The sequence below is a fragment of the Paractinoplanes toevensis genome (genome assembly GCF_018332695.1).
Classification (GTDB): Bacteria; Actinomycetota; Actinomycetes; order Mycobacteriales; family Micromonosporaceae; genus Actinoplanes; species Actinoplanes toevensis.
This window is the reverse complement of sequence record NZ_BOQN01000002.1, coordinates 16,858-42,931: the sequence shown is the minus strand read 5'-3', so window position 1 is coordinate 42,931 and position 26,074 is coordinate 16,858. Positions and strand designations below refer to the sequence as shown.

Below are 26,074 nucleotides of genomic sequence, written 5' to 3'. Positions count from 1 at the left end.
GGGTGGCCGCATGACGACGCCCGTGCGGGTCACCGCGGCTGTGTCCAAAGTGCTCGCCGCCTTCCTCGCCGACCCCACCGCCGACCGCTACGGTCTCGACCTGATGCGGGCCACCGGCCATCCCAGCGGCACGCTCTACCCGATCCTGCTGCGGTTGCAGGACGCCGGCTGGGTCGAGGCGGTGTGGGAAGAGCTCGACCCGGTGGCCGCCGGCCGCCCGCCCCGCCGGTATTACCGGCTCACCCCCGACGGGCTCATCTCGGCGCGCACCGAGATCGCCGCGCTGCGGCAGCAGCTCGACCGGGCGTACGGCACGGCCCCGAAACCGAGGACCGCATGAGCGCCCTCGCCCGCTGGTGCCTCGACGCGGCGGCGCGGCGCTGGCCGGCCGAGATCCGCGACGAGATGGCCCGCGAGTGGCACGCCGAACTGGCCGCGATCGAGGCCGAGCCCGGCGGCCGGCGGCGCGGCCTCGGCTACGCGCTGAGCCTGCTCACCTCGCCGCCGCTGCGGGACCGCACCGGTGCGCCGCGCGGCTGGGCCGAGACCACCGGGCCGCTCGCGCCGGCCGCGGCACTCGTCCTCGCCGCTCTGCTGACGCTCGCGGCGGGACAGCTCGCCGGTTCGCTGACCTCTCTGCTGTTCTCGGCCTTCGGATTCGAGCCGTACGCGATGACCTGGCTGCCCGCCCTGGCCGAAGGGCTCGTCACCGGGGCGTGGTGCCTGCTCGCCGGGTGGTGGCTCGGCCGCCGGATGCCGCTCGAACCGGCCGGGCGTCTGGGTACGGCCACCTCGGCCGCGTTCGCCCCGCCGCTGATCGCCTCGGCCATGCTGATCCCGGCCCTCGTCGACCAGGACCCCTTCTACCTCCTCAGCCTGTCGATCGGGCTGCTGGTCTGGGTGCCCGCCATGGCGGCGCTCGGCGTCGCCGTGGTCCGGGGCCGGCGCCGGGCTCTGCTCGCCGTGCCCCTGATCAGCGCCGCCGGCGCGATGGCCGCCACGCTGCCGATGGTGCTGTCCAGCCGGGACGGTCTGTCCGGTGGGCTGCGCGCTGCCGCGGCATCGCTGCTGGCCGGGTCGCCCACGCCGGAATACACGGTGATCGAGGACGGGCTGAGCGGCCGTGCCTTCTACTACCTGGGGCCGTGGGCCATCACGCTGACCGCGTTCGGGGTGCTGGCGCTGGCATTCGGGATCGCCGCCCTGCGCCCGCTGCCCGGCCCGGCGTTCGACTTTGCTGCGGCTGGGGCCGCCGGGGCTGGGGCCGCTGGGGTCGCCGGGGCCGAGACGGGGGTGGGACCGGATTTGGCGCGCCGGATGCCCGTCGTGGTCGGGGTCGGGGCCTCGTGCGTCGCGCTTGCCGTGATCGGCTGGGCCTACACGCTGACGATCCTCAGCCCGGCCATGCCGGGCGTTTCCGCGACCGCGCCGATGCCGGGCGGCGACGGCGAGATCTATCTGTGGGTGGCGGAGCTGCGCTGGGGCGCGATCCTCCTCGCGGCGCTGGCCATGCTGATCGCCACCGCCGCCCGGCGGCGTGCCCTCGCCGCCGCGCTCGTGCTGGCCGCGGCGCTGGTCGTCGCGAACGGCGTGCTCGTCCGGGCCGGCGCGGCCGGCGCGGGCGGCCTGCGGCTGGCACTGCTCATCGGCGGCCTGGTCGTCCTCGTGGCCTGGCTGGTCGCCCGGGGCCCTCTCGCCGGCACGCAGTCGGGCGCCGCACCCGGGATGGGCGGGTCTGGGTTCGGCGCGGTCCCGGGGACGGGCGGGTCCGGGATTGGCGCCGGGGCGGTTGCCCGGGTTGCTCGCCGCCGGGTCGCGGCGGCTGGGGTGGTGGCGGCGGCCTGCGCCCCCCTGCTGCTGACGCAGGGCACGCCGGGCGTCAACCACCCGTTTCTGCCGGCCGGGCTGACGCTCACCACGACCGGGCTGGCGGTCCTCGGGGTGCTGCTCGCGGCGATTCCGGCGATGGCGCTCAGTCGGCGCCGGGTTCCGACCTGGGCAGCGGTCGCGCTGGTCGTGCTGCCGGTGGCGGTGGTTGTCGCGGCCGGCTTGGCGCCGGTGTCGGTGGACTCCGAGGACACCGGTAACGCGTCCTTCGGGGCGCTGGCCGGGCTGCCGCTGGCGGTCCTGGTCGTCGCGCTGCTGCGCCGGCACCGGGAACGGCGACGTGGCCGCACCGCGGCCGTGTGGACCCTGCTCGTGCTCGCCGCGCTGCCCGGGACCGTGCTGCTCCTGGTGGCCGCGCTGTTCCTCGGGCAGATCGTGCCCAACCTGCTGTTCGCGACCGAAGGACGCGGCTATCCGGCCGACGGTCTGTCCATCGTCCCGGGTGCGGCGCTGTTGATGGCAGCGGTCGCGGCGCTGGTGGCGGCACGCCTGGACGGGTTGCCGGGCCGGGGTCACCGGCCCGGCCCGTGGCCGGCCCCCGATCCGGTCAGGCCCGATCCGGTACGGCCCGGTGAGGCCGTGCCCGGCTGACCGCCCCGACCACGTTGGGAGTGACGCACCACAGCAGCACGACCACGCCTAGCGCCGCGGTCGGCTCACCCGCGAGCAGCGCCTGGGCGTTGCCGTAGGGGGTGAACCATCGCACCAGGCCGCCGCCGGAGTCGATCGCGCCCAGCAGGCCGGTCACGCCCATCGGCACGACGATGGTCGCGGCCATGGCGACGCCGGGACGCCGCAGCAGCAGCCCGCACCCGGTGCCGACCAACTGCGCGATGACCTGGACGAGCACGGCTCCCACCAGCAAGGCGGCGGTCCGCGAGGCGGGCGGCCACCCGCCGCCGGCCAGCCCGGTCGCCACCGCGGCCAGCAGCACACCGGACAGCGCGAAGCCGGCCGCGAGCCCCACGGCGGTGACCAGTCGCGGTGTGAGCCGCCGATCCGCGTCCGGCCGAGGCGCCGGGGGGCCGTGCAGGCCGGTTACGGCGAGCACGCCGAAGAACGGGACCAGGACCGACATCGCGATCTGGACGGGCTCCAGGACGTCGCGGAAGCCGGTGTCCGAGCGGGCGGTCAGCCCGGCCGCCGCGGCTCCGACCAGGACGGTCGCGGCGGCCAACAGGGTGGTGCGTCGGGAGAGCAGTGAGCGCTGGGCCGGGGTCTCGGTGGATGTCATGCGGACAGGGTGGGCGGTGGGCGATGTCCTGTCGTCGGCGGAAGGTCACCGGCACCCCCTACTTTGGTAGGGGCCGCGCGCCGGTCGCTCCGGTTAGCCTGAGCTCGTGAACGGTGTCCGGGACGTCGTCGCGGTCGGCGGCGCGCTTGGCCTCGGCGCGCTTCTGGTCGTCGTCGGGGACCCGACCGGGGAGGTGCCGGGGCTGGTGCCGTGGCAGGCGGACGTCGCGGTCGGCGTGCTCGCCTGCTTCGGGCTGGTGCTGCGGCGGCGGTGGCCGTTGGGGTTGGCGGCGGTGGTCGTACCCCTCAGTGCCGTTTCGGTCATGGCCAGCGGGGCGGTCCTGGGCGCTGTCTTCGGGCTGGCTCTACGCCGTACGTTTCTGGTTGCTCTCGGTTTTGCCCTGGGTTATCTGGCGACCATCCCGGTCTACCTGCTGATGCAGCCGGACCCGCGGCATTCGCTGTGGACCGATCTCGTCGTGCGCGGTGTGCTGGTGTCGGCCGCGGTGGGCTGGGGGCTCTACGCGCGGGAGCGGCAGGCGCTGATCGACCACCTCGGTGAGCGCGCCGACCGGGCCGAGGCCGAGCAGGCGGCCCGGATCGCCGGGGCCCGGCGCGACGAGCGGGACCGGATCGCCCGCGAGATGCACGACGTGCTGGCCCACCGCCTGTCGATGATCAGCCTGCAGGCCGGTGCGCTGGAACTGCACCCGGCCCTGCCGGCCGAGGTGCATCTCGCGGCGGGGGTGGTGCAGACCGGCGCGCACGAGGCCCTCGACGAGCTGCGCTCGGTCATCGGGGTGCTGCGCGACGAGCCGGAGCCGCCCCAGCCCGGCCTGGCCGAGGTGCGCGATCTGGTGGCCGACGCCCATCGCTGCGGCAGCGAGGTGGATTTCGACGACCGCCTCGCCACCGCGCCGCCGGGGGCCGCCGGCCGGGTCGCCTACCGGGTGGTGCAGGAGGCGCTGACCAACGCGCGCAAGCACGCCCCCGGCCGCCCGGTGCGGCTGGTGCTCGACGGCGGGCCGGGGGAGGGGCTGCGGATCTCGGTCAGCAACCCGTTCTCGGTCCGGTCCGGGTCGGTGCCGGGCAGCGGGCTCGGACTCGTCGGTGTCGCCGAACGGGTCGAGCTGGCCGGTGGCCGGCTGGTGCGGGACACCGTGGACGGGTGGTTCCGCCTCGAGGTGCTGCTGCCGTGGCTGGCGTGACCCGGCCGGTCCGGGTGGCCGTCGTCGACGACGATCCGCTCGTGCGCAGTGGCCTGCGGCTGCTGTTCGCCGGCGCCACCGATCTGGAGATCGTGGCCGAGGGGGCGGACGGGGCCGACGTGCCCGGCCTGGTCGACGCCCACCATCCGGACGTGGTGCTGCTCGACGTGCGGATGCCCCGGGTCGACGGGCTGGCGGCGATGGAACGGCTGTCCGCGCGGGCGCGATGTCCGTACGTCGTCATGCTGACGACCTTCCATGCCGACGCGTACGTCCTTCGGGCGCTGCGCGCCGGCGCCAGCGGTTTTCTCCTCAAGGACGCCCCGCCACGGGAACTGCTCGACGCCGTCCGCCGGGTCGCGGCCGGCGAGCCGATCCTCAGCCCCGCGGTGACCCGCCGGCTCATCGAGCAGGTGGCCGACCCGGTCGCGCACGATCGCCGGACCAGCGCGGCCGCCCTGCTCGACCGCGCGACCGGCCGCGAACGTGAGGTGGCGTCGGCCGTCGCCCGCGGGCTGTCGAACGGGCAGATCGGCGCCGAGCTCGGCATGGGCGTGCCGACCGTCAAGGCACACGTGTCGCGCCTACTGACCAAACTCGACCTGGACAACCGGGTGCAGCTCGCACTTCTGGTCCACGACGCCGGGATCTGACAGGCAGGATGAGCCAATGTGTATCAACCACAGCGCCACCGTCACCCGCCGCGCCGCGCTCTTCGGCGCCGCCGGCGTAGCCACCGCCGTCGCGCTTCCCGCCCCCGCCCAGGCGAGCGGCCGGCGCGGGCCGCTCGACCTCACCCATCCGCTCACCACGACGATCCCGCCGTTCTCACCCGGCGAGGAACCGACCCGCCGCACCGTCGCCACCATCGAGGACGACGGCTACTACATGCAGGAATGGCGACTCATCGAGCACATCGGCACGCACGTCGACGCGCCCTGCCACTTCGCCAAGGGCGGCCGCACATCGGTCGAGCTGCGGCCGTCCGAGCTGATCGTGCCGGCCGTCGTCATCGACATCGCCGCCCGGGCCGCCCGCGACGCCGACACGGTCGTCACGGTCGACGACATCCGGGCCCACGAGCGCCGGCACGGCCGCATCCCGGACGACGCCGCCGTTCTGATGTACTCCGGCTGGGGCGCGAAGATCGGCAACGCACCCGCCTACCGCGGCGTCGACGCGGCCGGCACCCTGCACTTCCCCGGCTTCGGCGTGGACGCCTGCGAATGGCTGCTGCGCAAACGCCGGATCCGCAGCCTCGGCGTCGACACCCTCAGCATCGACCACGGCCCGTCGGAAACCTTCGACACCCACCTGGCCCTGCTCGGCGCCGACCGCTACGGCTTGGAAAACCTGGCCAACCTCGACCGCCTCCCGCGGCACGGCGCCACCATCGTCGTCGGCCTCATCCCGTACGAGGGCGGCTCCGGCGGCCAGGCCCGCGTAATGGCTCTGTAGTTGCGCGCCTATCTCGTCTCGCGGTGGCGCGCGTTTCGGTGCGTGCTGGGCGGCCTCGGCACCTCCGGGCTGGCCCTGGCCGCCCTGCTGCTCGCGCCGTTCACCCGCCGGGTCCTTCGGGCGGCGGCCGGTCGGGAGCGGTCGCGGCTGGGGATCGTCGACCTGCCGCCGGTGCCCGGCGACCGGCGGGAGCTGGGCTGGGCGGCGCTGCACGCCACGGCCGGGCTGGTGGTCGGGCTGGTCGGGCTGTCGCTTCCGGTGTACGCCGTGCAGTACTGCACGTTCCCGCTCTGGTACCGGCTGCTCGACCCGTCGATGGGTGGGCCCGGGTTCGTCACGTGGGGGATCGACGGGCTCGCCGACGCGTTCGGGGTGTTTCTGATCGGCGTACTCTTCGCGGTCGCTGCCTTTGCTCTTCTGCCCGGCATCGCCGAGTTGCAGGCGTTTCCCGGGCGACGGCTGCTCGCCCCGGCCGCGGACGCCGACCTGTCGCTACGGGTGGCCGAGTTGACCGCGACCCGCGCCGCCGCGCTCGACGCGCACGCCACCGAGTTGCGCCGCATCGAGCGTTCGCTGCACGACGGCACGCAGAACCGCCTGGTCGCGCTCAACGTGCTGATCGGGGCGGCCCGCCGGGCCCAGGAGCGCAACCCGGCCGCCGTCGCCGACATCCTGAACCGTGCGCAGGACGCCACCGAGCAGGCCCTGGCCGAGCTGCGCGCGGTCGTCCGGAGCATCCTGCCGCCGGTTCTCGACGACCGGGGCCTGGCCGGAGCGCTCGCCGGGCTGGCCGGCGCGTGCTCGGTGCCGTGCGCGCTCGAGGTGGACCTGCCCGGCCGGTGTGCGGCCTCGGTCGAGGCGACCGCCTACTTCGTGGTGGCCGAGGCGCTGACCAACGTGGTCAAGCACAGCGGCGCCGGCTCGGTCGCCGTCACCGCCCGCCGGGACGGTGACCGGCTGCGCCTGCGGGTCACCGACGACGGACGCGGTGGCGCCGACGAGAGCAGCGGCTCGGGACTGGCCGGAATCCGCCGCCGGGTCGCGGCCTACGATGGCCGTTTCGCGATGACCAGCCCGGCCGGTGGGCCGACGACGATGGACGTGGAGCTGCCGTGCGGATCGTGATCGCCGAGGACGACCCGCTGCTGCGGGAGGGTCTCGCGTTGCTGCTGCGCGCCGAGGGTCTCGACGTGGTCGCCACCGCCGATTCGCCCGGCACGTTCCTGGCCGCGGTCGACGAGCACAAGCCGGACGTCGCGATCGTCGACGTGCGGATGCCGCCCACGCACACCGACGAGGGAATCGTGGCCGCCGTCGAGGCCCGGCGGCGGCAGCCCGAGCTGGCCGTGCTGGTGCTTTCCGCGTACGTCGAGCAGGCGTTCGCCACCGACCTGCTGGCCGGTGGCAGCGCCCGGCTGGGTTATCTGCTCAAGGAGCGGGTGGGCCGGGTCTCGTCGTTCCTGGACGCGCTGCACCGGGTGTTCGCCGGTGGCACGGCCGTCGATCCCGAGGTGATCGGCCAGCTGCTCGTCCGCGCTCGCCCGGACAGCGGACTCGACCGGCTCAGCCCGCGGGAGACCGAGGTGCTCGCGCTGATGGCCGAGGGCCTCGGCAACACCGCGATCGCTTCGAAGCTGGTCCTGTCCGACAGCGCCGTGCACAAGCATGTCCGGCAGATCTTCGCCAAGCTCGGCCTCACGCCGGACGACCAGGTGGACCGTCGGGTCGCCGCCGTCCTGCGCTTTCTGGAGGCGGCCAGGTAGCGCCTGCTGTACCTCGATTGGGCAGCTGGCTTCATTTTCGGGCCCGCCCTTCCCGAGAAGACTTCTCCGTGCGCACATCGAAAGCGGTCAGCACACGGAGAGGCAAGCGCATGATGGTCCACCATGAGCCCGCGGTTCGGGTCGAGGGGCTCACCCGCATCTATCCGGCCGACGGGGAGCCCGTCCGGGCCCTCGCCGGAGTCGACGCGGTCTTCACCCGGGGCACCTTCACCGCGGTGATGGGCCCCTCCGGGTCCGGCAAGAGCACCCTGCTGCAGGCCGCGGCCGGGCTCGACCGGCCCACCTCGGGCAGCGTCTGGATCGGCGGCACCGAGCTGTCCCGGCTCTCCGAGACCAAGCTGACCGAGCTGCGCCGGGGCCGGATCGGCTTCGTCTTCCAGGCCTTCAACCTGATCGGCGCGCTCACCGTCGAGGAGAACATCCTGCTGCCGCTGCGCCTGTCCGGCACCCGTCCCGACCGCGCCTGGCTGTCCCAGGTGATCGAGCGGGTCGGGCTCTCCGACCGCCTACGGCACCGGCCCTCCGCACTCTCCGGCGGTCAGCAGCAGCGGGTCGCCATCGCGCGGGCCCTGGCCTCCCGGCCCGAGGTCATCTTCTGCGACGAGCCGACCGGCGCGCTCGACACCAACACCGCCGCCGATGTCCTCGCCCTGCTGCGCGCGGTGGTCGACGAGCACGGGCAGACCGTCGTGATGGTCACCCACGACCCGGTCGCCGCCTCCTACGCCGACCGCGTGATCGTGCTGGCCGACGGGCGGATCGTGCACGACATGCCGCAGCCCGGCGCCGACCGCATCGCCGAGCATCTGGCCGCCCTGGGCCACCGCCGCGCCGTGACCGGTGAGGGGGCCGTCCGATGACCTCGCTCGCCGCGCGCATGCTGCGCCACCGCCCCGGCTCGTCCGTCGCCACCCTGCTCGCGCTCGCCCTCGGCGCGCTGATCCTGACCGCGATGGGCGTGCTCGTCGAGTCCGGGCTGCGCTATCACCCGGAGCCCGTCCGCTATGCCGCCGCCGATCTGGTCGTGGCCCGCACCGACACCACGTTCACCGGCAAGGAGTTCGACGGCGAGATCTACCGGAGCACGGTCGCGCTGCCCGAGGGCGGGACGGTGCCGGCCGCGCTGGCCGGCCGCATTCGCGATCTGCCCGGCGTCTCGGTGGTGGGCACCGACGAGAACATCCCGGTCGTCTCCACCGCCGGCGTGCCGCTGTCCGGGCGCGGATGGGGGAGTGCGGCCCTGACTCCCGCCGTCCTGGAGGCGGGCGCCGCGCCGGATCGGGACGATGAGGTCGCTCTCGGCGGGGTCCGGCTCGGTTCGCGGGTCGACCTGGTGGTCGGCGGCGTCCTCCGGTCGTACACGGTGAGTGGCTCGGTGAGCGGCGACGCGGTCTTCTTCACCGACGCGCAGGCAGCCGCTCTCGCGCCGCATCGGGGCGAGGTCAGCGCCATCGGCGTGATTGCCGCTCCCGGCGCCGACCTCGATGACCTGCGCAACCGCATCGCGGGGCTGGCCGGGGAGGCGCGGGTCCTCACCCGCGACGACAGCGGCCTGGCCGAGCAGTCGACCGACCGCGCCGCCGCCGTGTTGCTCATCCAGGTCGGCGCGTCGTTCGGCGGCTATGTCGTGCTGCTGGTCATCTTCGTGGTCGCCGCCACCGTCGGGCTCTCGGTGCGGCATCGCCGCCGCGACCTGGCCCTGGTGCGGGCCGTGGCCGCCACGCCCGGTCAGGTGCGCCGCATGATCGTGGCGGAGTCGGCCCTGATCAGCGTGATCGCCGGCGTGCTCGGCGTGCCCGGTGGTCTCGCCGCCGCCCACTGGCTGACCGCCGAGCTCACCGGCCGCGGCTTCCTGCCCGCCGGCTTCCCGATGGTGCCGGGCGCGCTGGCCGGTCCGGCCGCCTTCCTGATTGTCCTGGTCTCCGCGGTGCTCGCCGGCCTGCTGGCCGCCCGCCGCATCAGCCGCATCAAACCGGCCGAGGCACTGGGCGAGGCCGCGGCCGAACCGGCCGGCGGTGGGAAGGCCCGGTTCATCGGTGGCCTGATCGCCCTGGCCGCGGCCGGGTCGGCGGCGCTGGCCGCGGTTGCCGCGACCGGGCAAACCGCGATGGGCGCCGCGCTCGGCATGCTCTACCTGTTCGTGCTGGCCGTCTCGCTGCTGGCGCCGTGGATCAACCGGTCCGCGGCCCGGCTGCTCGCCACGCCGCTGCGCGCGGTCTTCGGCACCAGCGGCTACCTGGCGGCGGCGAATCTGCGGGCGAACGCCCGCGGCACCGCCACTGTGCTGACGTCGCTCGTGCTCGCGGTCGGCTTCGGCGGCTCGGTGTGGTTCCTGCAGAACAACATCGAGCGCCAAGCGGTCGCGGAGAACCACTCCGGCCTGCTCGCTTCGCGAGCCCTGGTCGCCCCGGCGGGCCTGTCCGACTCGGCGGTGGCCGCGCTCCGGGCGGTCCCGGGCGTGCGGGCGGCGACGCCGATCCGGCACACGACGGTGCTCGCCGCGCTGATGGGCGACGGCGAGTCGGTGGCCGCGCGGGCCGTCGATCCGGCCGGTCTCGCGTCCACGGTCGACCTGTCGGTGAAGTCGGGCAGTCTCGCCGCCCTGCGGGACGGCACGGTCGCGATCTCCCGCACCCAGGCGTCGATGTTCCGCTGGGACCTGGGCGAGAAGGTGGAGATGCGGCTCGGCGACGGCACCGCGATCCACCCGCTGGTGGTGGCGATCTACCAGCGTGGCCTCGGCTTCGGTGACGTGATCCTGCCGCTGGCGACGGTCGTCGGGCACACTGCCACCAACCTGGACGACGAGATCCTGATCAGCGCCTCGGCCTCCGCCGACGCCGGACTGCGCGAGGTCGCCGCCGCGCACCCCGGCAGCACGCTCGTCGACACCGCCACGCTGACCGGCGGCCTCGCCCGCGACCTGGCCCTGAGCGCCTGGCTGAACCGCATGCTGATCGCGGTGATGGTCGGCTACACGGTGGTCGCCGCCGCCAACACGATGGTCATGGCGGCCCTGGCCCGCCGCCGCGAGCTGGCCCTGTTGCGGCTGACCGGCGTGACCCGGCGTCAGGTTCGGCGCATGGTCAACGCGGAGCAGATCGGGCTGCTCGGCACGGCCGTGGTGCTCGGTGGAGCGATCGCCGCGCTCACCCTGAGCAGCGTGGTGCGGGCGCTGACCGGAAACCTGGTGCCCTATGTGCCGCCGCTGGGCCTGGTGGCCGTCCTGGGCGGCACCACGGTGCTGGCCCTGGCCACGACGATCCTGCCGATCGCCCGGTTGCTGCGGGTGCCCCCGGTGGAGCACATCGGCATCAAGGAGTGAGCGACGGCCGCTGATCTCCCCGCCGGCCGAGGCAGGCTGGGCGGAGGTGGGCCGGGCGGAGGTGGGCCGGGCGGAGGCGGGCCGGGCGGAGGCGGGCCGGGCCGAGGCGGGCCGGGCCGAGGTGGGCCGGGCCGAGGCGGTGCGGATGGCCCAGGCGGCCAGGACGCCGCCGGCGATCGGGGCGAGGAAGTAGGTCGCCAGCAGGTGGGTCTGGCCGGAGAGCAGGGCCGGGCCCAGCTGGCGGGACGGGTTGGCCGAGCCGCCGGTGAACGTGCCGAGGGCGACGCCCTGCAGGCCGAACATCAGGCCCACGATCCACGGCAGCGGCCACGCCGGACGGTGGTCCTGGACCCAGCACATCACCCCGACGATCACGGCGAGAACGGCGGCCTCGGCGAGCGCGACCACCGCGACGCGCCCGCCGAGGCCGAGATCGGGTTGGACGACCGCCCAGCGGGTCGGGTCGGCCGCCATCGCGGGGCCCCAGACCAGGCGGGCCGCGGCCGCCGCGGCGATCGAGCCGGCGACCTGGGCGACCAGGTAGGGCAGGACCCGGCGGCCGGGGGTGTGCCCGCGCACGAACAGCGCGAGGGTGATCGCCGGGTTCATGTGGGCGCCCGTCCAGCGGCCCGGCCGGGACACGACGAAACCCACGATGACCAGGCCGACCAGCATCGACACGACGGCGCAGCGCAACCACAGCTCGGTGCGGGAGGCGCAAGCGCCGGTGGTGCCCAGCCCCCAGCGCACCAGGGCGAAGACGGTGAAGAAGAACGCCGTCGTCAGGCCGAACTCGCCCGCCGCCATGGCGATGTCCACGCGCTCCGGCCGGAGCGGATGGGCCCTCGCGATCTCGACGGGCCGTGCGGTGACCAGAACCATGTCTTCAGTCTTGGCGCCGGCGCCGGCCAAGATCAGGGCTGATGGTCCCTGGATCACCGTTTACGTATCGTGAGGTCGGGCATTCTCCCGGGTATGGGGGAGGTCGGCGGTGCCAGGGAGGTCGTCCGGCGCCGATTCCGCAACGGCGACCCCGCCCAGCCGCTGCGGCACACCGCCCGGGACGCCCTGCGCGACTCAGCCCGGGCCGCCGCCGACACCGAGTGGATCGACGACACCCTGCTCGTGATCAGCGAACTGGTCCAGAACGTCAGCAAGCACACCCACTCCGACGGCGAGCTGGTGGTCAGCCTCGATGACGGCACCGTTCTGGTCGAGGTCGGTGACGGCAGCACCACCGCCCCGCGCCTCGAACCGCCCGACGCCAACCGTCTCGGCGGGCGGGGCCTGCATCTGATCGAAGCCGTCGCGGCACAGTGGGGCGTGCGGATGTGCCGCGACGGCAAGGTCGTCTGGGCGCGACTGTCGGCAGTCAGCGCAGGCTGATTCCCGACCGCGGTCAGGCCGCGAAGTCGTCCATCTGCTTGCGGAGCTTGCCGAGCGCCTTGGTCAGCAGGCGGGAGACATGCATCTGGGAGATGCCGATCCGGTCGGCGATCTCGGACTGGGTCATGTTCCCGTAGAAGCGCAGGCTGATGATCTGCTGCTCGCGCTCGTCGAGCCGGGCCATGGCCGGGCCGAGCGCCACCCGCAGTTCGGCGATCTCGAACTCGGCGTCCTCGCCGCCGAGCGTGTCGCCGAGGGTCAGGCTGCCCTCGTCGTTGGCCGGCGTGGAGAGGCTGGTCGAGTTGTAGGCGCGGGCACCTTCCAGGCCTTCGAGGACTTCTTCCTCGGTGATGCCGAGGTGCGCGGCGATGTCGGCGACGGTGGCCGAGCGGCCCAGCGTGTTGGTCAGGGTGTTGTTGGCGGCCGTGATGGCGAGCCGGAGTTCCTGCAGGCGCCGCGGCACCCGGATGGACCAGGTGCGGTCGCGGAAGTGCCGCTTCAGCTCACCGACGATGGTGGGGATGGCGAAGCCGGCGAACTCGATGCCACGGTCGGCGTCGAACCGGTCGACGGACTTGATGAGGCCGACGAGGGCGACCTGGAACAGGTCGTCGACGGGCTCGCCACGGCCCGAGTACCGGTTCGCGAGGTGCCGGGCCAGGGGCATCCACGCCTCGATCGCCTGGTCCCGCATCTGCGGCCGGGACGGGTGGCCCTGAGGCAGAGCCGCCAGCGCATTGATCAGCTCGCCGGCCCGGTCGGTGCTGGCCGACGACGTCTCCGGCGTGCTGTCGGTGGTGCGGGTGGCGACGGCGGCCTCAGTCATGAAGTTCCCTGCTTTCAGGCTGCTCGGTGACCCCGAAGGGTACGCGGTCTTTCTGCGGGGTCCTCATTTCCGCAATCCCAGCCTGCATAAACTCGTCCGATCGGGTGGAAGAAGCTGGCCGTTAGGAGGATGCGTCCAGTTATTTGCCACACCGCAACCGCCTGTGGACAATGTGCCCGGTGAAACTGGTCGATCTGCGCACCTGGACGCTGCGCCGACGCGTCGTGGTCCTGTTCGCGATAGCCGGGGCCGTCATGGCCGGCATCGGTGTCTCGGCCGCGACCACGGCCGCGGCCAGCAACGAGCATCTCGACACGATCCTCGACAAGACCGGTCCGATGCGGGTCGCCGGGCAGGAGCTCTATTCGGCCTACCTCGACCAGGAGACCGGCATCCGGGGATACGTTCTCAGCCGGTCGGCCAAGAACCTCGAGCCTTACCAGCAGGGCGTCGCCGCCGAGCAACAACTGCTTACCCGGATCGAGACGCTCAACGCCTCGCACGGCCGGAAAGCCATCACCGCCGATCTGCAGCGCGTCCGGCAATCGGCGGACCGATGGCGGACCGACATCGCCGATCCGATCATCGCGGCCGGCGAAACGGGTGGTCTGCAGATCGACGAGGCGACCGGCACCGCCCGGTTCGATGCGGTCCGGACCGCGGTCGATCAGCTCCAGGCCGACATCCTGGTGCTCCGCAACGATGCCGCCGCGGCGGCCCGGCGAACCGGATCCGTCCTGGTCGGCCTGCTCGGCGGGGCCGCCGGCATCGTGCTGATCGTCGGCGCGCTGATGCTGCTCCTGCTCGACCGCCTGGTGTCCCGGCCGGTGACCGCCCTCGCCGAGCAGGTCCGCGAGGTGGCCGCCGGCGACTACCACCGGCAGATCACCAGCTCGGGCTCGCCCGAGCTGCGCAGCCTGGCCGCCGACGTCGACGGCATGCGCCGCCGGATCGCGGCCGAGCTCGCCGAGGTGCGCGCGGCCCGCGCCCAGGCCGAAGCCGCGCACGAGAAACTGGCGGAGAAGGCGGACGAGCTCACCCGGTCCAACCGTGACCTCGAGCAGTTCGCCTATGTGGCGTCGCACGACCTGCAGGAACCGCTGCGCAAGGTGGCCAGCTTCTGCCAGCTGCTGCAGCGCCGGTACGCCGGTCAGCTCGACGAGCGCGCCGACCAGTACATCCAGTTCGCCGTCGACGGCGCCGAGCGGATGCAGCGGCTGATCAAGGATCTGCTGGCGTTCTCCCGGATCGGCCGGATCACCACCGGCTTCAAGCGCGTCGAGCTCCACCGGGTGCTGACCGAGGTCACCTCCCAGCTGGAACACCGGTCCGGCGGCGCGCGCATCATCTGGGATCAGCTGCCCGAGGTGGAGGGTGAGGAGCCACTGCTCACCACCCTGTTCGTCAACCTGATCGGTAACTCGCTGAAGTTCCACCGCACCGGTGTGCCGCCGGAGGTGCGGGTCACCGCGCGCCGCGACGACGAGGAATGGGCGATCAACGTCCGCGACAACGGCATCGGCATCGAGCCGGAGTTCGCCGAGAAGGTGTTCGTGATCTTCCAGCGACTGCACCCCCGCGACGCGTACGAGGGAACCGGCATCGGCCTGGCGATCGTCAAGAAGATCGTCGAATATCACGGTGGGCGGATCTGGCTCGATCTCGACGTCGAGGAGGGCGCGTCGTTCTGGTTCACCCTGCCGCACGTCGCCTAGATCATCAGCGTCGCCGATGTGGCACGCTGGCGCGATGGACGAGACGGGGTGGCCGCGCCTGAAGGTGGCGGACTGGGTGGATACGCGGGACACGCTGCACCTGTGGACGCAGATCGTGGGAAAGGTCCGGATGGCGCACGCCGCGCCGGTCAACCACTGGTGGCACGTCACGCTCTACCCGAGCGCCCGCGGGCTGACCACCACGGCGGTGCCGTACGGTAGCGGGGCGTTCGACGCCGAGTTCGACTTCATCGACCACCAGCTGCGCCTGCGCACCACCGACGGCCGGTCCCGGGCGGTGGCGCTGGAACCGAAGCCGGTCTCGGTGTTCTACGCCCAGACCATGGCGGCGCTCACCGAGCTCGGGGTGCCGACCACCATCCACGCCGTCCCCAACGAGGTCGAGCACGCCATCCCGTTCGCCGAGGACGACACCCACGCGGCGTACGACCCGGAAGCGGCCCGGACGTTCTGGCGCCAACTGCTCCGGGCCGAGCAGGTCATCAGCCGGCTGCGCACCGAGTTCTACGGCAAGGCCAGTCCGGTGCACTTCTTCTGGGGCGCGATGGACCTCGCGTACACCCGCTTCTCCGGCCGGATCGCGCCGCCGCATCCCGGCGGCGCGCCGAACTGCCCGCCGTCGGTGATGCGCGAGGGTTATTCGCACGAGTTGGCCAGCTGCGGGTTCTGGCCCGGCGGCGGCGAGGAGGGCGCCTTCTACGCGTACGCCTATCCGGAGCCGCCGGGGTACGCCGACCTGGCCGGCCTCCCGGCGGGCGCCCGGTACGACCGCGCGATGGGCGAATACCTGCTGCCGTACGAGTCGGTGGCCGGCGCCCCGGACCCGGATGCGGTCCTGGGCGCCTTCCTCCGATCAACCTTCGCGGGCGCCGCCGAGCTGGCCGGCTGGGATCACCAGACGCGCACGCGCTGACGGCCGGCGGCCAGGGCGGCCAGCGGGCCGGCCGCGGACGTCTCGTCCCGGGCCGCGCCGACCAGGTCGGTCCCGATCTGGGCGGGGCTGCCGTCCGGCTCCTCGAAGTCGGCGTCGGCGAAGCGGACCCGTTCCAGGTCGCGGCCGGACAGCGGGGCGAGCCGGGCCTGGCCGAAGCCGTCCGGCAGGTCGGTCTCCAGCCATACCTCGTCGCCGTCGCGGGTGACGGTGACGGTCGCGTCGCCGAGCACCAGCGGGTTCTGCTCCCCGTCGAACGGCTCGGCGCCGCCGGCGAAGACGTTGCCGCGGGTGTAGACGGCCTGCTGGACGTTGAGGAACCGCTGGTGGTCGCCCTCCTGCGAGTTGACCCGGGCGAGGTAGTCGGCGAACGAGGCCGGGGAGCCGTTGTAGCCGGCCAGGCCGTGGTGCGCCGGTTCGCCCGTGTAGTTGCTGCCGTGGCCGTAGGCCTGGTCGACGTCCCCGCCGAGGAAGATGTTGCCGAGGTAGCGGTCGTCGCCGCCCCAGATCACCGCGTAGCCGGCGACCTGGGTGCTGTGCGGCCGGTGGTACGGCGTGGCCCGGTCCGGCACCGCCTGCAGCCATACCGTTCCGGCGAACAGGTTGCCGACGAACGCGCCGCCCTGGCTGAACGACTCGAAGGACGCCTTCGAGCCGAGAATGTTGTGGTCGACCAGGTAGGGGCCGTGGCTGACCTCGATGAACAGGTCCCGGCTGTTGCCGTGGTAGACGTTGCGGGTGATCCGGGTGCCCTGCGTCTGCCAGTCCAGCCAGGTGCCGAGCGAGCAGTCGTGGATGTTGTTGTGCCGGATCACCACGTCGATCGCCGCGTGCAGCTTGATGCCGCCGATCTCGTACCCGTAGAACTCGCGCTTGGTCGCGATGTTGTAGATGTGGTTGTCCTCGATCGTGGAGAACACGCAGCCCAGGTGGCCGACGATGCCGTTCTGCCCGCAGTCGTGGATGGTGTTGCGCCGGATCACGTGCGACCCGATGTGCTCCTTGTCCCACCCGATCTGCCGGGCGGCGAAGACGGATTCCAGCTGGTACTGGTAGCCGGGCTTGTCGCCGCGCAGGGTGGCGAAGTTGTGGCCGGTCGACGCTTCCTTGCCGATCGAGATCGCCGAGCACTTGGCGTCGTGGATGTCGTTGTCCTCGATGATCCAGCCCTTGGCCCAGTTCGGGCCGATCAGGCCGGGCTGGTCGGCGGTCGGCGGCGTCCACGGCGAGGCGGCCTGGGCGAGCTCGAAGCCGCGCACGGTGATGTAGTCGAGGTGCGGCACCAGCGGGTAGAAGACCGACCGGCGAACGTTGATCTCGACCAGGGACGCGTTCGGGTCGGCGCCCCGGAAGTTCGCCCAGATCGTCGTCTCCTCCGCGCCCACCTGCGCGAACCAGACATAGCCGGTCTGCGCGACGTCGGTGACCGGGACCGTGACGCCGGTCCAGTCGTCGAGGACCTCGGTGCGCTCGGTCGCGGAGGCGACCTCGTCGCGCGAGCCGACCTCGTAGAAGCTCAACCCGTCGAGGTAGACGTCGCCCAGGTGCTTGTGGGGCGCGCCCTTCGGGTAGACGATCCAGTCGCCGGCGACCTCCTCGGCGAACGGGTTGAAGTCGCCGAAGAGCGTGTTGGGCACGCTGACCCGCCACACCGTGCCGTCGTCCGGCTCCCAGCCGGTGACCCGCTCCGAGCCCTTGATCACCACGTGCTCGCCCTCGGCGGCGGTGTAGGTGATCCGCCGGGAGTCGCTCAGGCCGCCTCGGGCCGGGCTGACCCATTCCCGGTATTCACCGGCGTGCACGACCACGGTGTCCCCGGGCCGGGCGACGGCCGCGGCCTGGTTGATGGTGCGGAACGGCCTGCCCTCGCTCCCATCGGCGTTGTCGGATCCGGTCGTCGCCACATGGAGCATCGTCGGGCCTTCCCTAATAGTTACGGACCGACTTCAACGTAAGTTTCCGAAACTTTGCTGTCAACCATTCGAAACTTTCGGCTCCCAGGCGGCGACCGTGAGCACGTCGGCCTGCGCCGGGAAGATTTTCTCGGTGAGCACCCGGTGCACCTCCGGATCGGCGTCGAGGCAGCCGTCGGACAGCACGGTGAGCCGGAAATCCAGGTCAGCGGCCTGTCGCAGAGTGGAGAGCACGACACCGCTGGTCGCGATGCCGGTCAGCACCAGGTGGTCGATCCCCTGCACCCGCAGCAGCATGTCGAGGTCACTGCCGGCGAACGCGGAGACCCGGCGCTTGATGACGATCGGGTCGCCCTCGGCCGGCGCCGCGTCCGCGTGGAACGCCATCGCCCGGTCGTCGCCGCCGGTCGCCCGGCCGGCCATCGCGCCGAACATCCGGTTGCGCGGGCTCACCTCGGGAAAACCCGGGCGGAAGCCGACCCCGGCGAAGATGACCGGAACCCCGGCGGCGCGAGCGGTCGCGATGGCCGCGCCCAGCCGGGGCAGGTAATCGGGGTCGGGGTAGCGGTGCACGACGGCGTTCTGGACGTCCATCACCAGCAGTGCGGAGGAACTCAAGGGGGAGTGCCTTTCTCAGGTCGCGGTCCAGCTGTCGAGCAGCCGCAGCGCTTGTTCGGAGGGGGAACCCGGCTCGGCGGTGCCCGCCGTGAGCCGCAGATCGGGGTCGGTGACGATGGCGAGCGACTCGAACGTGACGGTCAGCGGACCGACCACCGGATGCCGGAACCGCTTCACCCCGGACCGCCGGTAGCCGACGTCGTGCGCGGCCCACATCGCCCGGAACTCGGGACTGCGCCCGGACAGGTCCTGCACCAGGTCGGCGAGCGGCTCGTCGTACGGGTCGCGGCCGGCCTCGGTACGCAGCACGGTGACGGCGTCGTGCGCGAGATCCGTACGGTCCGGGAAGAAGTCCTTCGCCCGCGGGTCGAGGAAGAGGAAGCGCGCCTGGTTGACCACGCCGGGGGTGTCGAACATCGGCGCGAACAGGGCCCGGCCTAGGGCATTGGCCTCGATGACATCGAGGCGGCCGTTCCAGACGTACGCCGGAGCGGTGGCCATGGCGTCGAGCAGCCGCAGCGTCGCGGGCCGTAGCTCCGACCCCGAACGCCGTCGACGCGGTTTGGCGTTGGCCGCGTGGACCAGATCGAACAGGTGCCCGCGCTCGGCCTCGTCGAGTTGCAGGGCGCGGGCCAGCGCGGCCAGCACCGTGTCGGAGACGCCGCGGGCGCCGCCGCGTTCGAGGCGGGCGTAGTACTCGGTGCTCACCCCGGCGAGCTGGGCCACCTCCTCGCGGCGCAGCCCGGTGACCCGCCGCTCGCCGTGCGACGACAGGCCGGCCCGCTCCGGGGTGATCCGCGCCCGCCGGGCCAGCAGGAAGTCCCGGATCTCGTCGCCAACGCTCACCCCGACACGGTATGACGGTCCCGGGGTGAGCTGGGAGGAACTGTCAGTTGGCCCCGGTGGTCAGCACGATCCGGCCGAACACCTCACCGGCGTCCATCCGGCGGTGCGCGTCGGCCGCCTCGGCGAGCGGGAGGACGTCGTGCACCACGGCCTTCAGCGGGGCTTCGAACTGCGCCTCTCGGACCTGGTTGCGGGCCTCCTCCGGCACCGTGTTCAGGCTGAAGGTGGCGAACGAGCGGGACCGCTGGAACGAGCGCAGGAACGCCATCCCGAAGTCCGCGGGCGGATAGCCGCCGACCACGCCGACGGAGACCAGCCGGCCGTTGTCCGCGAGCCGGTCGACGAACGCCGGCAGCCCCGGGCCGCCGACGATGTCGAGAATGACGTCGTACTCGCCGGTCCCGGTGCCGTCCCGGTCCAGGACGACCGTGGCCCCGAGCTCTGTCAGCCGCTTCCCGCGCTCGGCCGACGAGGTCGTCACCGCGATCGGGCCCGGGCCGCCGAGCTGCACCGCCATGATCCCGATGCTGCCGGCCGCACCCCGGATCAGCAGCGACTCGCCGGGGGAGAACCGGGCGTGGGCGAGCGCGAAGTGCGCGACCGGCCCCGCGCTGCCGAGCGTCACCGCGTCGGTCGGCGACAGAGCGTCCGGCAGTGGGGTCACGTCCGCGATCCGGGCCACCGCCAGTTCGGCGTAGGCCCCGCCGACCCCGGTGAACGCCCACACCCGGCGCCCCACCCAGGCGGCGTCGGTGTCGTCGCCAACGGCGATCACCCGCCCGGCCACCTCGCTGCCCGGGATGAGCCCCTCGGTGAAGCCGTAGCCGCCGAGGGTGCCGCGCCGGATCACCGCGTCGACCCCGCCGACGCCGATCGTCTCGACCTCGACGAGCACCTGTCCCGGCCCCGGCGAGGGGTCCGGTGCGTCGATCACGGCCATGCCGGAGGGGTCGCCGAATGCCTTGATACTCACTGCCTTCATGGTCGGACCGTAACGGACGCCCCCGTCCACTTGGGTAAAGTGAGAGCCCATGGCCGATCAATTGCCTCAGATGCTGCGCTCGGACGCCCGCGACAACCGCGACCGGCTCCTCGAGGCTGCCCGCGAGTTGTTCTCCGAGCGCGGCCTCGACGTGCCGATGCGCGAGATCGCCCGCCGCGCCGAGGTCGGCCCGGCCACGCTCTACCGGCGCTTCCCCACCAAACAGGCGCTCATCGACGCGGCCTTCACCGACGAGCTGCGGCAATGCGCCGGCATCGTCCGGGACGGCTGCGCCGACCCCGACCCGTGGCGCGGCCTGTGCGCGGTGATCCGCGACATCACCGAACTCAACGCCCACAACCAGGGCTTCGTCGACGCCTTCGTCACGTCGAACCCGGGCGCCATCGACTTCACCGCGCACCGGGCGGGCATGCTGCACTCGCTGGCCGGCCTGTGCCGCCGGGCGAAGGAGGCCGGCGCGCTACGCCCCGACATCGTCCTGGACGACCTGATCCTCGTGCTCATGGCCGGTCGCGGCCTGGCGGCGGCCCCACCGGACGTACGCCCCGCGGCGGCCCGCCGCCTGTCGGCCCTGGCCCTCGAAGCGTTCCGTGCCGAACCGGCCCGGGGCACCCTCCCGCCACCGGCCCGGGTCGCCCCGGCGGTCCTGGCCAATCCCTGACGGAGGTCACGACGTCTCCGGCCCGGCGCCGGGATCGTCGCGGAAAGCCAGTCCGGCCGCGTCCATCGCCGTTCGCAGGTGGCGAAGGGCGTAGGGCCCGACTCCGTGCAGTGCCTGTATCTCGCTCTCGCTGAGTCCGGCCACCTGTTCGAGCCGGACCAGGCCGTGCGCGGTAAGCGCACGTGTCGCGGCAGCGCCGATGTGTGGCAGCGGAATGCCCGCCTCCGGTACCACCCGGCCCCGGTTCGACCGGGGATGACCCTCGTGATCCAGGACGGCGGCACCGCGCGCCGAGAGCCGGTACCCGATGTCGAGCGATTCGGTCAGGCCGCGCTCCTTCAGCTTGCGCACGTTCTGCTTGAACGACGGGGTGTCTCGGCCCATCCGTTGTGCGAGGTCGGGTGCCCGGGTGGCCGGCAGTTCGTCGATCAGCAGGAGCGTTGCCCGGGTCCACGGCCCGGTCGGCGAGGCGCGGTCGAGCCGGTCGAGCCACGCTCCGATCGCGGCGATCTCCGCGGCGTCGGGTACCGCCTCCCGTAGCGCCTGCCGCGGGTCGACGCCCGCGTACCGAAGCCCGATCCGATACACCGGCCGGTCGGGGTGCAAGCGGTCCAATCCGTGGCGGAGCGTGGCCAGCGACGCCGCGCCGGCCCGGCGGGCGTCCGCGGCGGTCAGCGAACTCACCGGCACACGGTCGACCGAGGTGATCTCGACCAGCCCGACCGCGGTACGCATCCGGGTGCCGACCTTGACCCGAGGCCGTTCCCACCGGCGGAACGCCACGTCGACGTCGCCGGCCCGAATCGCCGCCAGTTCCTCCGGACGCATCTGCACGTCACCCAGTGTGCCCGCCGCGGATGGGGTGGTCGAGTTCGATGCCGGGAGCCGGGGCGCCCACGATGAGGGGCGCCCCGGCAGATCAGGCGAGGGCGCAGCCTGCACCGTTCAGCGCGGCGGCGGTGGCCGGCGCGTTGCTCCTCGCGTACGTGCCGACCAGGCCGAGCGTGATGGCGGCCCCGGGCTGGATCGTCGCGTTCCAGGTCTCGCTGGTCAACGTCACCGTCGAGCCGGACTGGACCCACTTCGCCGCCCACGACGACGTGACGCGCTGGTCGCCGCCCAGGGACACGGCGAGGGACCAGCCGTTGACCGCCGTGGTCCCGGTATTCGTCAGCGTCACCTCGGCGACGAAACCGCCCGGCCAGTCGCTCGTCGTCTTGTAGGCGACCTTGCACTGGGTAGCCGGTGTGGTCGGTGGCGTGGCGGTCATGGACACCTGGTTGGAGGCGATCGACAGGTTGCCGGCCGCGTCGTGTGCGCGCACGTAGTAGCGGATCATGCCGGTCTGGGTGCTCAGGATCGGCGCGGTGAAGGAGGTGCCGGTGGTGTTGCCGAGATACCGGGACACGTACCAGCCGTCGAACAGGTAGACGTAGTAGCCGGTCAGCTCCACGTCGTCGGTGGACGCCGTCCAGGCCAGCTGCGCGCCGGCCGGGTCGACGCCGGTCAGGGTGAGGTTGCCAGGGGCGGTCGGCGCGGTCATGTCGCCGGTGGTGTTCGCCGGGGTGACCACGACGAGCGCGTTGCTCGCCGTCGAGGAGTGGCCGTCGGCGTCGATGGCCTGGACGTTGAATTGGATCTGACTGTTCGGGTAGATGCCGGACGTGACGGTGGCGGTGGTGACGTTGCCGACGCGCTGGCCGTAGCCGACGTCGCCGAAGGCGGGCCAGTAGGTGAGCGAGTAGTCGACCGGATCGCCGGTGGAAGCGGTCCAGGCGACGGTCACCGAGGTCGGGCTGATGGCGGTGACGTGGAGGTTGGCGGGCGCGGAGGGCGCCGCCGCCGCTGCGGCCCGGTCGGCGACCAGGAGCAGCGAGCCGGTGGAGAGCAGGACGGCCAGAAATGCACGGAAGCGGTGTGTGTGCATCCTATGACCGTCCGGTATCCCATAGACGACTGTCAACCTGTTGTCACCGTGCCGGGCCGCGTTCGGCCGCGAGCCGATCCGCCTAAACCTAGTAAACATGTAGACTTAATAGATAGAATGCCGGCTATGCGTGAGCCGGCGGGTCTCGAGTTCTCGGGCGTGGGCAGGGCATTCACGGTGGCCGGCCGGCACCGCCAGGTCCTGGCCGGCATCGACCTGACCGTCGCCCCCGGCGAGGTCATCGCCCTGCTCGGGCCGTCCGGCTGCGGCAAGTCCACCCTGCTGCGGCTCGCCGCCGGGCTCGACTCGCCCACCGCCGGTGCGGTCTCGGTCGACGGCCGGCCGGTGCGCGGCATCGAGCCCCGGTGCGCGGTCGTCTTCCAGGAACCGCGGCTGCTGCCCTGGCGCACCCTGTTCCGCAACGTCGCCTATGGACTGCCGCGGGGCGTGACCGGTGCCCCGGCCCGGCAGGAGGTCGAGCACTGGCTCTCTGTGGTCGGGCTGGACGCCTTCGCCCAGCACCGCCCCCGCCAGCTGTCCGGCGGCATGGCCCAGCGCGCCGCCCTGGCCCGGGCCCTCGCCCGCCGGCCCGGCGTGCTGCTGCTCGACGAGCCGTTCGCCGCTCTCGACGCGCTCACCCGGCTGCGCATGCAGGACCTGCTCGCCGAGGTGCAGCGCGAGGCCGGCACCACGGTGCTGCTGGTCACCCACGACGCGGACGAGGCGCTGCACCTGGCCGACCGGATCGTGCTGCTCGGCCCGTCCGAGGACCCGGCGGCCGGATCGAGCATCCGCCTGGTCCTGCCGGTGCCCGGCGCCCGCCCGCGCGACCGCGGTGACTCCACCCTCGCCGAGTTGCGGGCTTCCCTGCTGTCCGAGCTCGGCGTGAACATCCACGGAAGGATCCAGGCATGAGGGTCGTACGTTTGCTGCTGGCCGCTTTTCTGTTGGCCGGTTGCGTCCAGGGCGAGGAGCCGGCCCAGGGGACGACCACGACGCTGCGCCTGGACTACGCCTACTACAACCCGTCCAGTCTGGTCCTGCGGGAGCAGAGGTGGCTGGAGACCGAGCTGGCCGCGCAGGGTGTCACGGTGACCTGGCAGTTGTCGGCCGGCAGCAACAAGGCCAACGAGGGCCTGCGCGCCGACGTGATCGACATCGGCTCGACCGCGGGCGCGGCCGCCCTGGTGGCCCGGGCCAACGGCACTCCGATCAAGACGATCGACGTGTTCAGCCAGCCCGAGTGGGCGGCGATCGTGGTGCCGAAGGGCTCGGCGATCACGAGCGTGGCCGGCCTGCGCGGCCGGCGGATCGCCGCGACGAAGGGCACCGACCCGTACTTCTTCCTGCTCCGCGCCCTGGACGAGGCCGGCCTGAAGCCGGCCGATGTCACCGTGGTGAACCTTCAGCACGCCGACGGCCGCACCGCGCTGGAACGCGGCCAGGTGGATGCCTGGGCCGGGCTCGACCCGCTGATGGCGCAGAGCGAGACCGACGCCGGCTCGAAACTGATCTACCGCAACGTCGCGTTCAACTCCTACGGCGTGCTCAACGCCCGCGAGGCCTTCCTGGCCGCGCACCCCGAGCTGGCCCAGGCGGTGGTGAACGCGTACGAGGAGGCTCGCAAGTGGATCCACGACAACCCGGCCGACGCGGTGGCGCTCTACGCCCGGGAGGCGAAGATCTCGCCCGAGGTGGCGAAGCGGGTGCTGACCGAGCGCACCCGGCTCGACGTCGACCCGGTCCCCGGCGAGGCGCAGCGGGCGATCTTCGAGAAGATCCTGCCGGTCCTGGTCGCCGACAACAACGTCAAGAGCGAGGAGTCGGCCCGCACGGCCCTCGACACGCTGCTGGAACCGAAGTACGCCACCGCCCGGAGCACCGCTTGAGCCTGACCGAGGAGCGCACCGCCGTCGCTCCGAAAAGGACGGCGGCCCGCCGGGCCGTCGGGGTCGTGCTTCCGCTGCTTCTGCTCGGCGTCTGGCAGCTGCTGGCCGGCTCCGGCATCTACTCGCCCGCTCAGCTCCCGCCGCCCGGTGAGGTGGCGTCGGCGTTCGGCGAGCTGGCCGGTCGCGGCGAACTCTGGCACCACATCGCGATCAGCACCCAGCGCGTACTGATCGGCTTCGCCCTCGGCGCCGTCCTCGGCCTGGCGCTGGGCGGCCTGGTCGGCCTCTCCCGCACCGCGAACGCCGCCCTGTCGCCGACCGTCCAGGCGATCCGAGCCGTACCGTCGCTGGCCTGGGTGCCGTTGCTGCTGCTCTGGCTGGGCGTGGGCGAGACCCCGAAGATCGTGCTGGTGGCGATCGGCGCGTTCTTCCCGGTCTACGCCACGGTCTCGGCGGCCCTGACCCACGTGGACTCGCACCTGACCGAGGTGGGCCGGGCCTACGGCCGCTCCGGCCTGCGCCTGGTGGCCACGGTGCTCTTTCCCGCCGCCACCCCGGCAATCCTCTCCGGCCTGCGCCTGGGTCTGGCCCAGGGCTGGCTCTTCCTGGTGGCCGCCGAGCTGATCGCCTCGTCGATGGGCCTGGGATTCCTGCTGATCGACAGCCAGAACACCGGCCGCACCGACGTCATGCTCCTGGCGATAGTCCTGCTGGCGGCCCTGGGCAAGCTGACCGACACCCTCCTCGGCTTCGCCGAAACCCGCCTGCTGACCGCCCGGCGATAAGCCCACGCTTTTTTCGAGTACGCGTCGGCCCGGTCCCCGCCCCACGGTTTCGCGAGGCGGCGCTCACCCTCCGCGCGCCCGCTGCGGGCGGGCCCGGCCTGAAACGAGAAGCTCTAGCAGTTGGTCGGCGCGGTACCGGATTTCCAGGTGCAGGTATCGATCGTTTTCCCGGCGGTGTTCCTCAGGGTCGCGGTGTCGCCGGTGTTGTTCCAGATGTAATTGCCGGACTGCCAGAAGATGTGGCCGCTGTACGCGGTGCCCTTGCCGGTGTGGATATACAGGTTCGCCCGGGCCGCCACGGTGACCGTCGGCAGTTTGAAGACGTGGTTCGATTTGTCGCGCACGGTCCAGTTCTTCAGCTGGATCGCCTTGGACGTGTTGTTGGTCAGCCGCACCCATTCCGCGTTGAGGCTGGCATTGCTGCGGGTGTCGGTGCCCGGCGAGTTGTACTGGATTTTCGTGAACGAGACGGCCGGCGCGGCGGCATAGGCGGGCGCGGCGATGCCGAAGATCGCCGGCGTCATTGCCAGGGCGACCAGAATTCGGCGAATTCTCACGGTGGGGCCTTTCGCAGAGGACGAGCGTTGCCGGTTCACTCTCATGCAGAACCGAAATCGCGGTAGTCCACTGATCGGCCGACTCCGGCTCCACCATTCAC

General features: G+C 72.6%; 26 protein-coding genes and 1 pseudogene. 17 read left to right on the top strand and 10 right to left on the bottom strand.

The annotated features are described in order from the left end of the window. The first annotated feature begins 10 nt into the window (after window positions 1-10). On the top strand, window positions 11-340 hold the full coding sequence (locus Ato02nite_RS00880; protein WP_213004368.1) for a PadR family transcriptional regulator: 330 nt from the start codon (window positions 11-13) through the stop codon (window positions 338-340). Beyond that, window positions 337-2,478, top strand: a complete 2,142-nt coding sequence (locus Ato02nite_RS00875) for a hypothetical protein (protein ID WP_213004367.1) — start codon at window positions 337-339, stop codon at window positions 2,476-2,478. Before Ato02nite_RS00880 ends, Ato02nite_RS00875 begins: the two co-directional genes overlap by 4 nt. On the opposite strand, the gene Ato02nite_RS00870 is transcribed toward Ato02nite_RS00875, so the two are convergent. Then, window positions 2,435-3,121 carry a hypothetical protein gene (locus Ato02nite_RS00870; protein WP_213004366.1) on the bottom strand — a complete coding sequence of 229 codons (687 nt, stop codon included), beginning with the start codon at window positions 3,119-3,121 and terminating at the stop codon, window positions 2,435-2,437. The genes Ato02nite_RS00875 and Ato02nite_RS00870 overlap by 44 nt on opposite strands. Window positions 3,122-3,227: 106 nt before the next feature. Between Ato02nite_RS00870 and Ato02nite_RS00865 the strand changes: the two genes are divergently transcribed. From Ato02nite_RS00865 to Ato02nite_RS00830, 8 genes are all read left to right on the top strand, one after another. After that, complete coding sequence (locus tag Ato02nite_RS00865) at window positions 3,228-4,328, top strand: sensor histidine kinase (RefSeq protein ID WP_213004365.1); 1,101 nt, start codon at window positions 3,228-3,230, stop codon at window positions 4,326-4,328. Next, window positions 4,325-4,981: a response regulator gene (locus Ato02nite_RS00860; RefSeq protein WP_213004414.1), complete on the top strand. Its 657-nt coding sequence runs from the start codon at window positions 4,325-4,327 to the stop codon at window positions 4,979-4,981. Before Ato02nite_RS00865 ends, Ato02nite_RS00860 begins: the two co-directional genes overlap by 4 nt. A gap of 16 nt (window positions 4,982-4,997) precedes the next feature. Further along, on the top strand, window positions 4,998-5,786 hold the full coding sequence (locus tag Ato02nite_RS00855) for a cyclase family protein (protein ID WP_213004364.1): 789 nt from the start codon (window positions 4,998-5,000) through the stop codon (window positions 5,784-5,786). 42 nt (window positions 5,787-5,828) lie between these two features. Then, window positions 5,829-6,911 carry a sensor histidine kinase gene (locus Ato02nite_RS00850; RefSeq protein ID WP_246605933.1) on the top strand — a complete coding sequence of 361 codons (1,083 nt, stop codon included), beginning with the start codon at window positions 5,829-5,831 and terminating at the stop codon, window positions 6,909-6,911. Continuing rightward, window positions 6,899-7,549, top strand: coding sequence for a response regulator transcription factor (locus Ato02nite_RS00845; protein WP_213004362.1), 651 nt, complete (start codon window positions 6,899-6,901; stop codon window positions 7,547-7,549). Before Ato02nite_RS00850 ends, Ato02nite_RS00845 begins: the two co-directional genes overlap by 13 nt. 110 nt (window positions 7,550-7,659) lie before the next feature. Next, a complete protein-coding gene (locus Ato02nite_RS00840; RefSeq protein WP_213004361.1) occupies window positions 7,660-8,430 on the top strand; it encodes an ABC transporter ATP-binding protein in 771 nt (256 codons plus the stop codon). Further along, window positions 8,427-10,895 (top strand): ABC transporter permease, encoded by a 2,469-nt coding sequence (locus Ato02nite_RS00835; RefSeq protein ID WP_213004360.1) that lies wholly within the window; start codon window positions 8,427-8,429, stop codon window positions 10,893-10,895. Before Ato02nite_RS00840 ends, Ato02nite_RS00835 begins: the two co-directional genes overlap by 4 nt. A 46-nt stretch (window positions 10,896-10,941) precedes the next feature. Next, entirely contained in the window at window positions 10,942-11,088 is a 147-nt protein-coding gene (locus tag Ato02nite_RS00830) for a hypothetical protein (protein WP_213004359.1), read from the top strand. Window positions 11,089-11,102: 14 nt separating this feature from the next. On the opposite strand, the pseudogene Ato02nite_RS52925 reads toward Ato02nite_RS00830, so the two are convergent. Then, window positions 11,103-11,702, bottom strand: a pseudogene (locus Ato02nite_RS52925) (aquaporin); the annotation flags it as partial. Between the two features lie 168 nt (window positions 11,703-11,870). Here Ato02nite_RS52925 and Ato02nite_RS00820 point away from each other — a divergent pair. Then, on the top strand, window positions 11,871-12,281 hold the full coding sequence (locus Ato02nite_RS00820) for an ATP-binding protein (RefSeq protein ID WP_213004358.1): 411 nt from the start codon (window positions 11,871-11,873) through the stop codon (window positions 12,279-12,281). Window positions 12,282-12,294: 13 nt separating this feature from the next. On the opposite strand, the gene Ato02nite_RS00815 is transcribed toward Ato02nite_RS00820, so the two are convergent. Continuing rightward, complete coding sequence (locus Ato02nite_RS00815; protein WP_213004357.1) at window positions 12,295-13,107, bottom strand: SigB/SigF/SigG family RNA polymerase sigma factor; 813 nt, start codon at window positions 13,105-13,107, stop codon at window positions 12,295-12,297. Between the two features lie 170 nt (window positions 13,108-13,277). Between Ato02nite_RS00815 and Ato02nite_RS00810 the strand changes: the two genes are divergently transcribed. Both Ato02nite_RS00810 and Ato02nite_RS00805 read left to right on the top strand, forming a co-directional pair. Beyond that, window positions 13,278-14,822, top strand: coding sequence for a sensor histidine kinase (locus tag Ato02nite_RS00810; protein WP_213004356.1), 1,545 nt, complete (start codon window positions 13,278-13,280; stop codon window positions 14,820-14,822). Window positions 14,823-14,856: 34 nt separating this feature from the next. Further along, entirely contained in the window at window positions 14,857-15,756 is a 900-nt protein-coding gene (locus Ato02nite_RS00805) for a DUF5996 family protein (RefSeq protein WP_213004355.1), read from the top strand. Here Ato02nite_RS00805 and Ato02nite_RS00800 read toward each other — a convergent pair. Genes Ato02nite_RS00800 through Ato02nite_RS00785 form a run of 4 tightly spaced genes read right to left on the bottom strand, consistent with a single transcriptional unit; the run spans window position 15,735 to window position 20,133 of the window. Next, window positions 15,735-17,687: a right-handed parallel beta-helix repeat-containing protein gene (locus Ato02nite_RS00800; protein WP_213004354.1), complete on the bottom strand. Its 1,953-nt coding sequence runs from the start codon at window positions 17,685-17,687 to the stop codon at window positions 15,735-15,737. The two genes, Ato02nite_RS00805 and Ato02nite_RS00800, sit on opposite strands and share 22 nt — an antisense overlap. A gap of 60 nt (window positions 17,688-17,747) precedes the next feature. Beyond that, window positions 17,748-18,305, bottom strand: coding sequence for a cysteine hydrolase family protein (locus Ato02nite_RS00795; RefSeq protein WP_213004353.1), 558 nt, complete (start codon window positions 18,303-18,305; stop codon window positions 17,748-17,750). 15 nt (window positions 18,306-18,320) lie between these two features. Then, the gene (locus Ato02nite_RS00790; RefSeq protein ID WP_213004352.1) at window positions 18,321-19,151 is read right to left on the bottom strand and encodes a helix-turn-helix transcriptional regulator; all 831 of its coding nucleotides are present in this window, start codon (window positions 19,149-19,151) and stop codon (window positions 18,321-18,323) included. Between the two features lie 43 nt (window positions 19,152-19,194). Beyond that, on the bottom strand, window positions 19,195-20,133 hold the full coding sequence (locus Ato02nite_RS00785) for a zinc-binding dehydrogenase (protein WP_213004351.1): 939 nt from the start codon (window positions 20,131-20,133) through the stop codon (window positions 19,195-19,197). Window positions 20,134-20,182: 49 nt separating this feature from the next. Between Ato02nite_RS00785 and Ato02nite_RS00780 the strand changes: the two genes are divergently transcribed. Further along, window positions 20,183-20,815, top strand: a complete 633-nt coding sequence (locus Ato02nite_RS00780; RefSeq protein ID WP_213004350.1) for a TetR/AcrR family transcriptional regulator — start codon at window positions 20,183-20,185, stop codon at window positions 20,813-20,815. Between the two features lie 6 nt (window positions 20,816-20,821). On the opposite strand, the gene Ato02nite_RS00775 is transcribed toward Ato02nite_RS00780, so the two are convergent. Both Ato02nite_RS00775 and Ato02nite_RS00770 read right to left on the bottom strand, forming a co-directional pair. After that, complete coding sequence (locus Ato02nite_RS00775) at window positions 20,822-21,643, bottom strand: hypothetical protein (RefSeq protein ID WP_246605946.1); 822 nt, start codon at window positions 21,641-21,643, stop codon at window positions 20,822-20,824. Window positions 21,644-21,734: 91 nt separating this feature from the next. Further along, window positions 21,735-22,742, bottom strand: a complete 1,008-nt coding sequence (locus Ato02nite_RS00770; protein ID WP_213004348.1) for a cellulose binding domain-containing protein — start codon at window positions 22,740-22,742, stop codon at window positions 21,735-21,737. Window positions 22,743-22,868: 126 nt separating this feature from the next. On the opposite strand from Ato02nite_RS00770, the gene Ato02nite_RS00765 reads away from it, so the two are divergent. From Ato02nite_RS00765 to Ato02nite_RS00755, 3 genes are read left to right on the top strand one after another with little or no spacing between them, the layout of a single operon-like run. Then, window positions 22,869-23,657 carry an ABC transporter ATP-binding protein gene (locus Ato02nite_RS00765; protein ID WP_213004347.1) on the top strand — a complete coding sequence of 263 codons (789 nt, stop codon included), beginning with the start codon at window positions 22,869-22,871 and terminating at the stop codon, window positions 23,655-23,657. Beyond that, window positions 23,654-24,631 (top strand): aliphatic sulfonate ABC transporter substrate-binding protein, encoded by a 978-nt coding sequence (locus Ato02nite_RS00760; RefSeq protein WP_213004346.1) that lies wholly within the window; start codon window positions 23,654-23,656, stop codon window positions 24,629-24,631. Before Ato02nite_RS00765 ends, Ato02nite_RS00760 begins: the two co-directional genes overlap by 4 nt. Further along, window positions 24,628-25,416 (top strand): ABC transporter permease, encoded by a 789-nt coding sequence (locus Ato02nite_RS00755; protein WP_213004345.1) that lies wholly within the window; start codon window positions 24,628-24,630, stop codon window positions 25,414-25,416. The genes Ato02nite_RS00760 and Ato02nite_RS00755 overlap by 4 nt, the downstream gene beginning before the upstream one ends. Window positions 25,417-25,529: 113 nt before the next feature. Here the strand turns inward: Ato02nite_RS00755 and Ato02nite_RS00750 are convergent, their stop codons facing one another. After that, complete coding sequence (locus tag Ato02nite_RS00750; RefSeq protein ID WP_246605929.1) at window positions 25,530-26,018, bottom strand: lamin tail domain-containing protein; 489 nt, start codon at window positions 26,016-26,018, stop codon at window positions 25,530-25,532. Window positions 26,019-26,074: the final 56 nt, after the last annotated feature.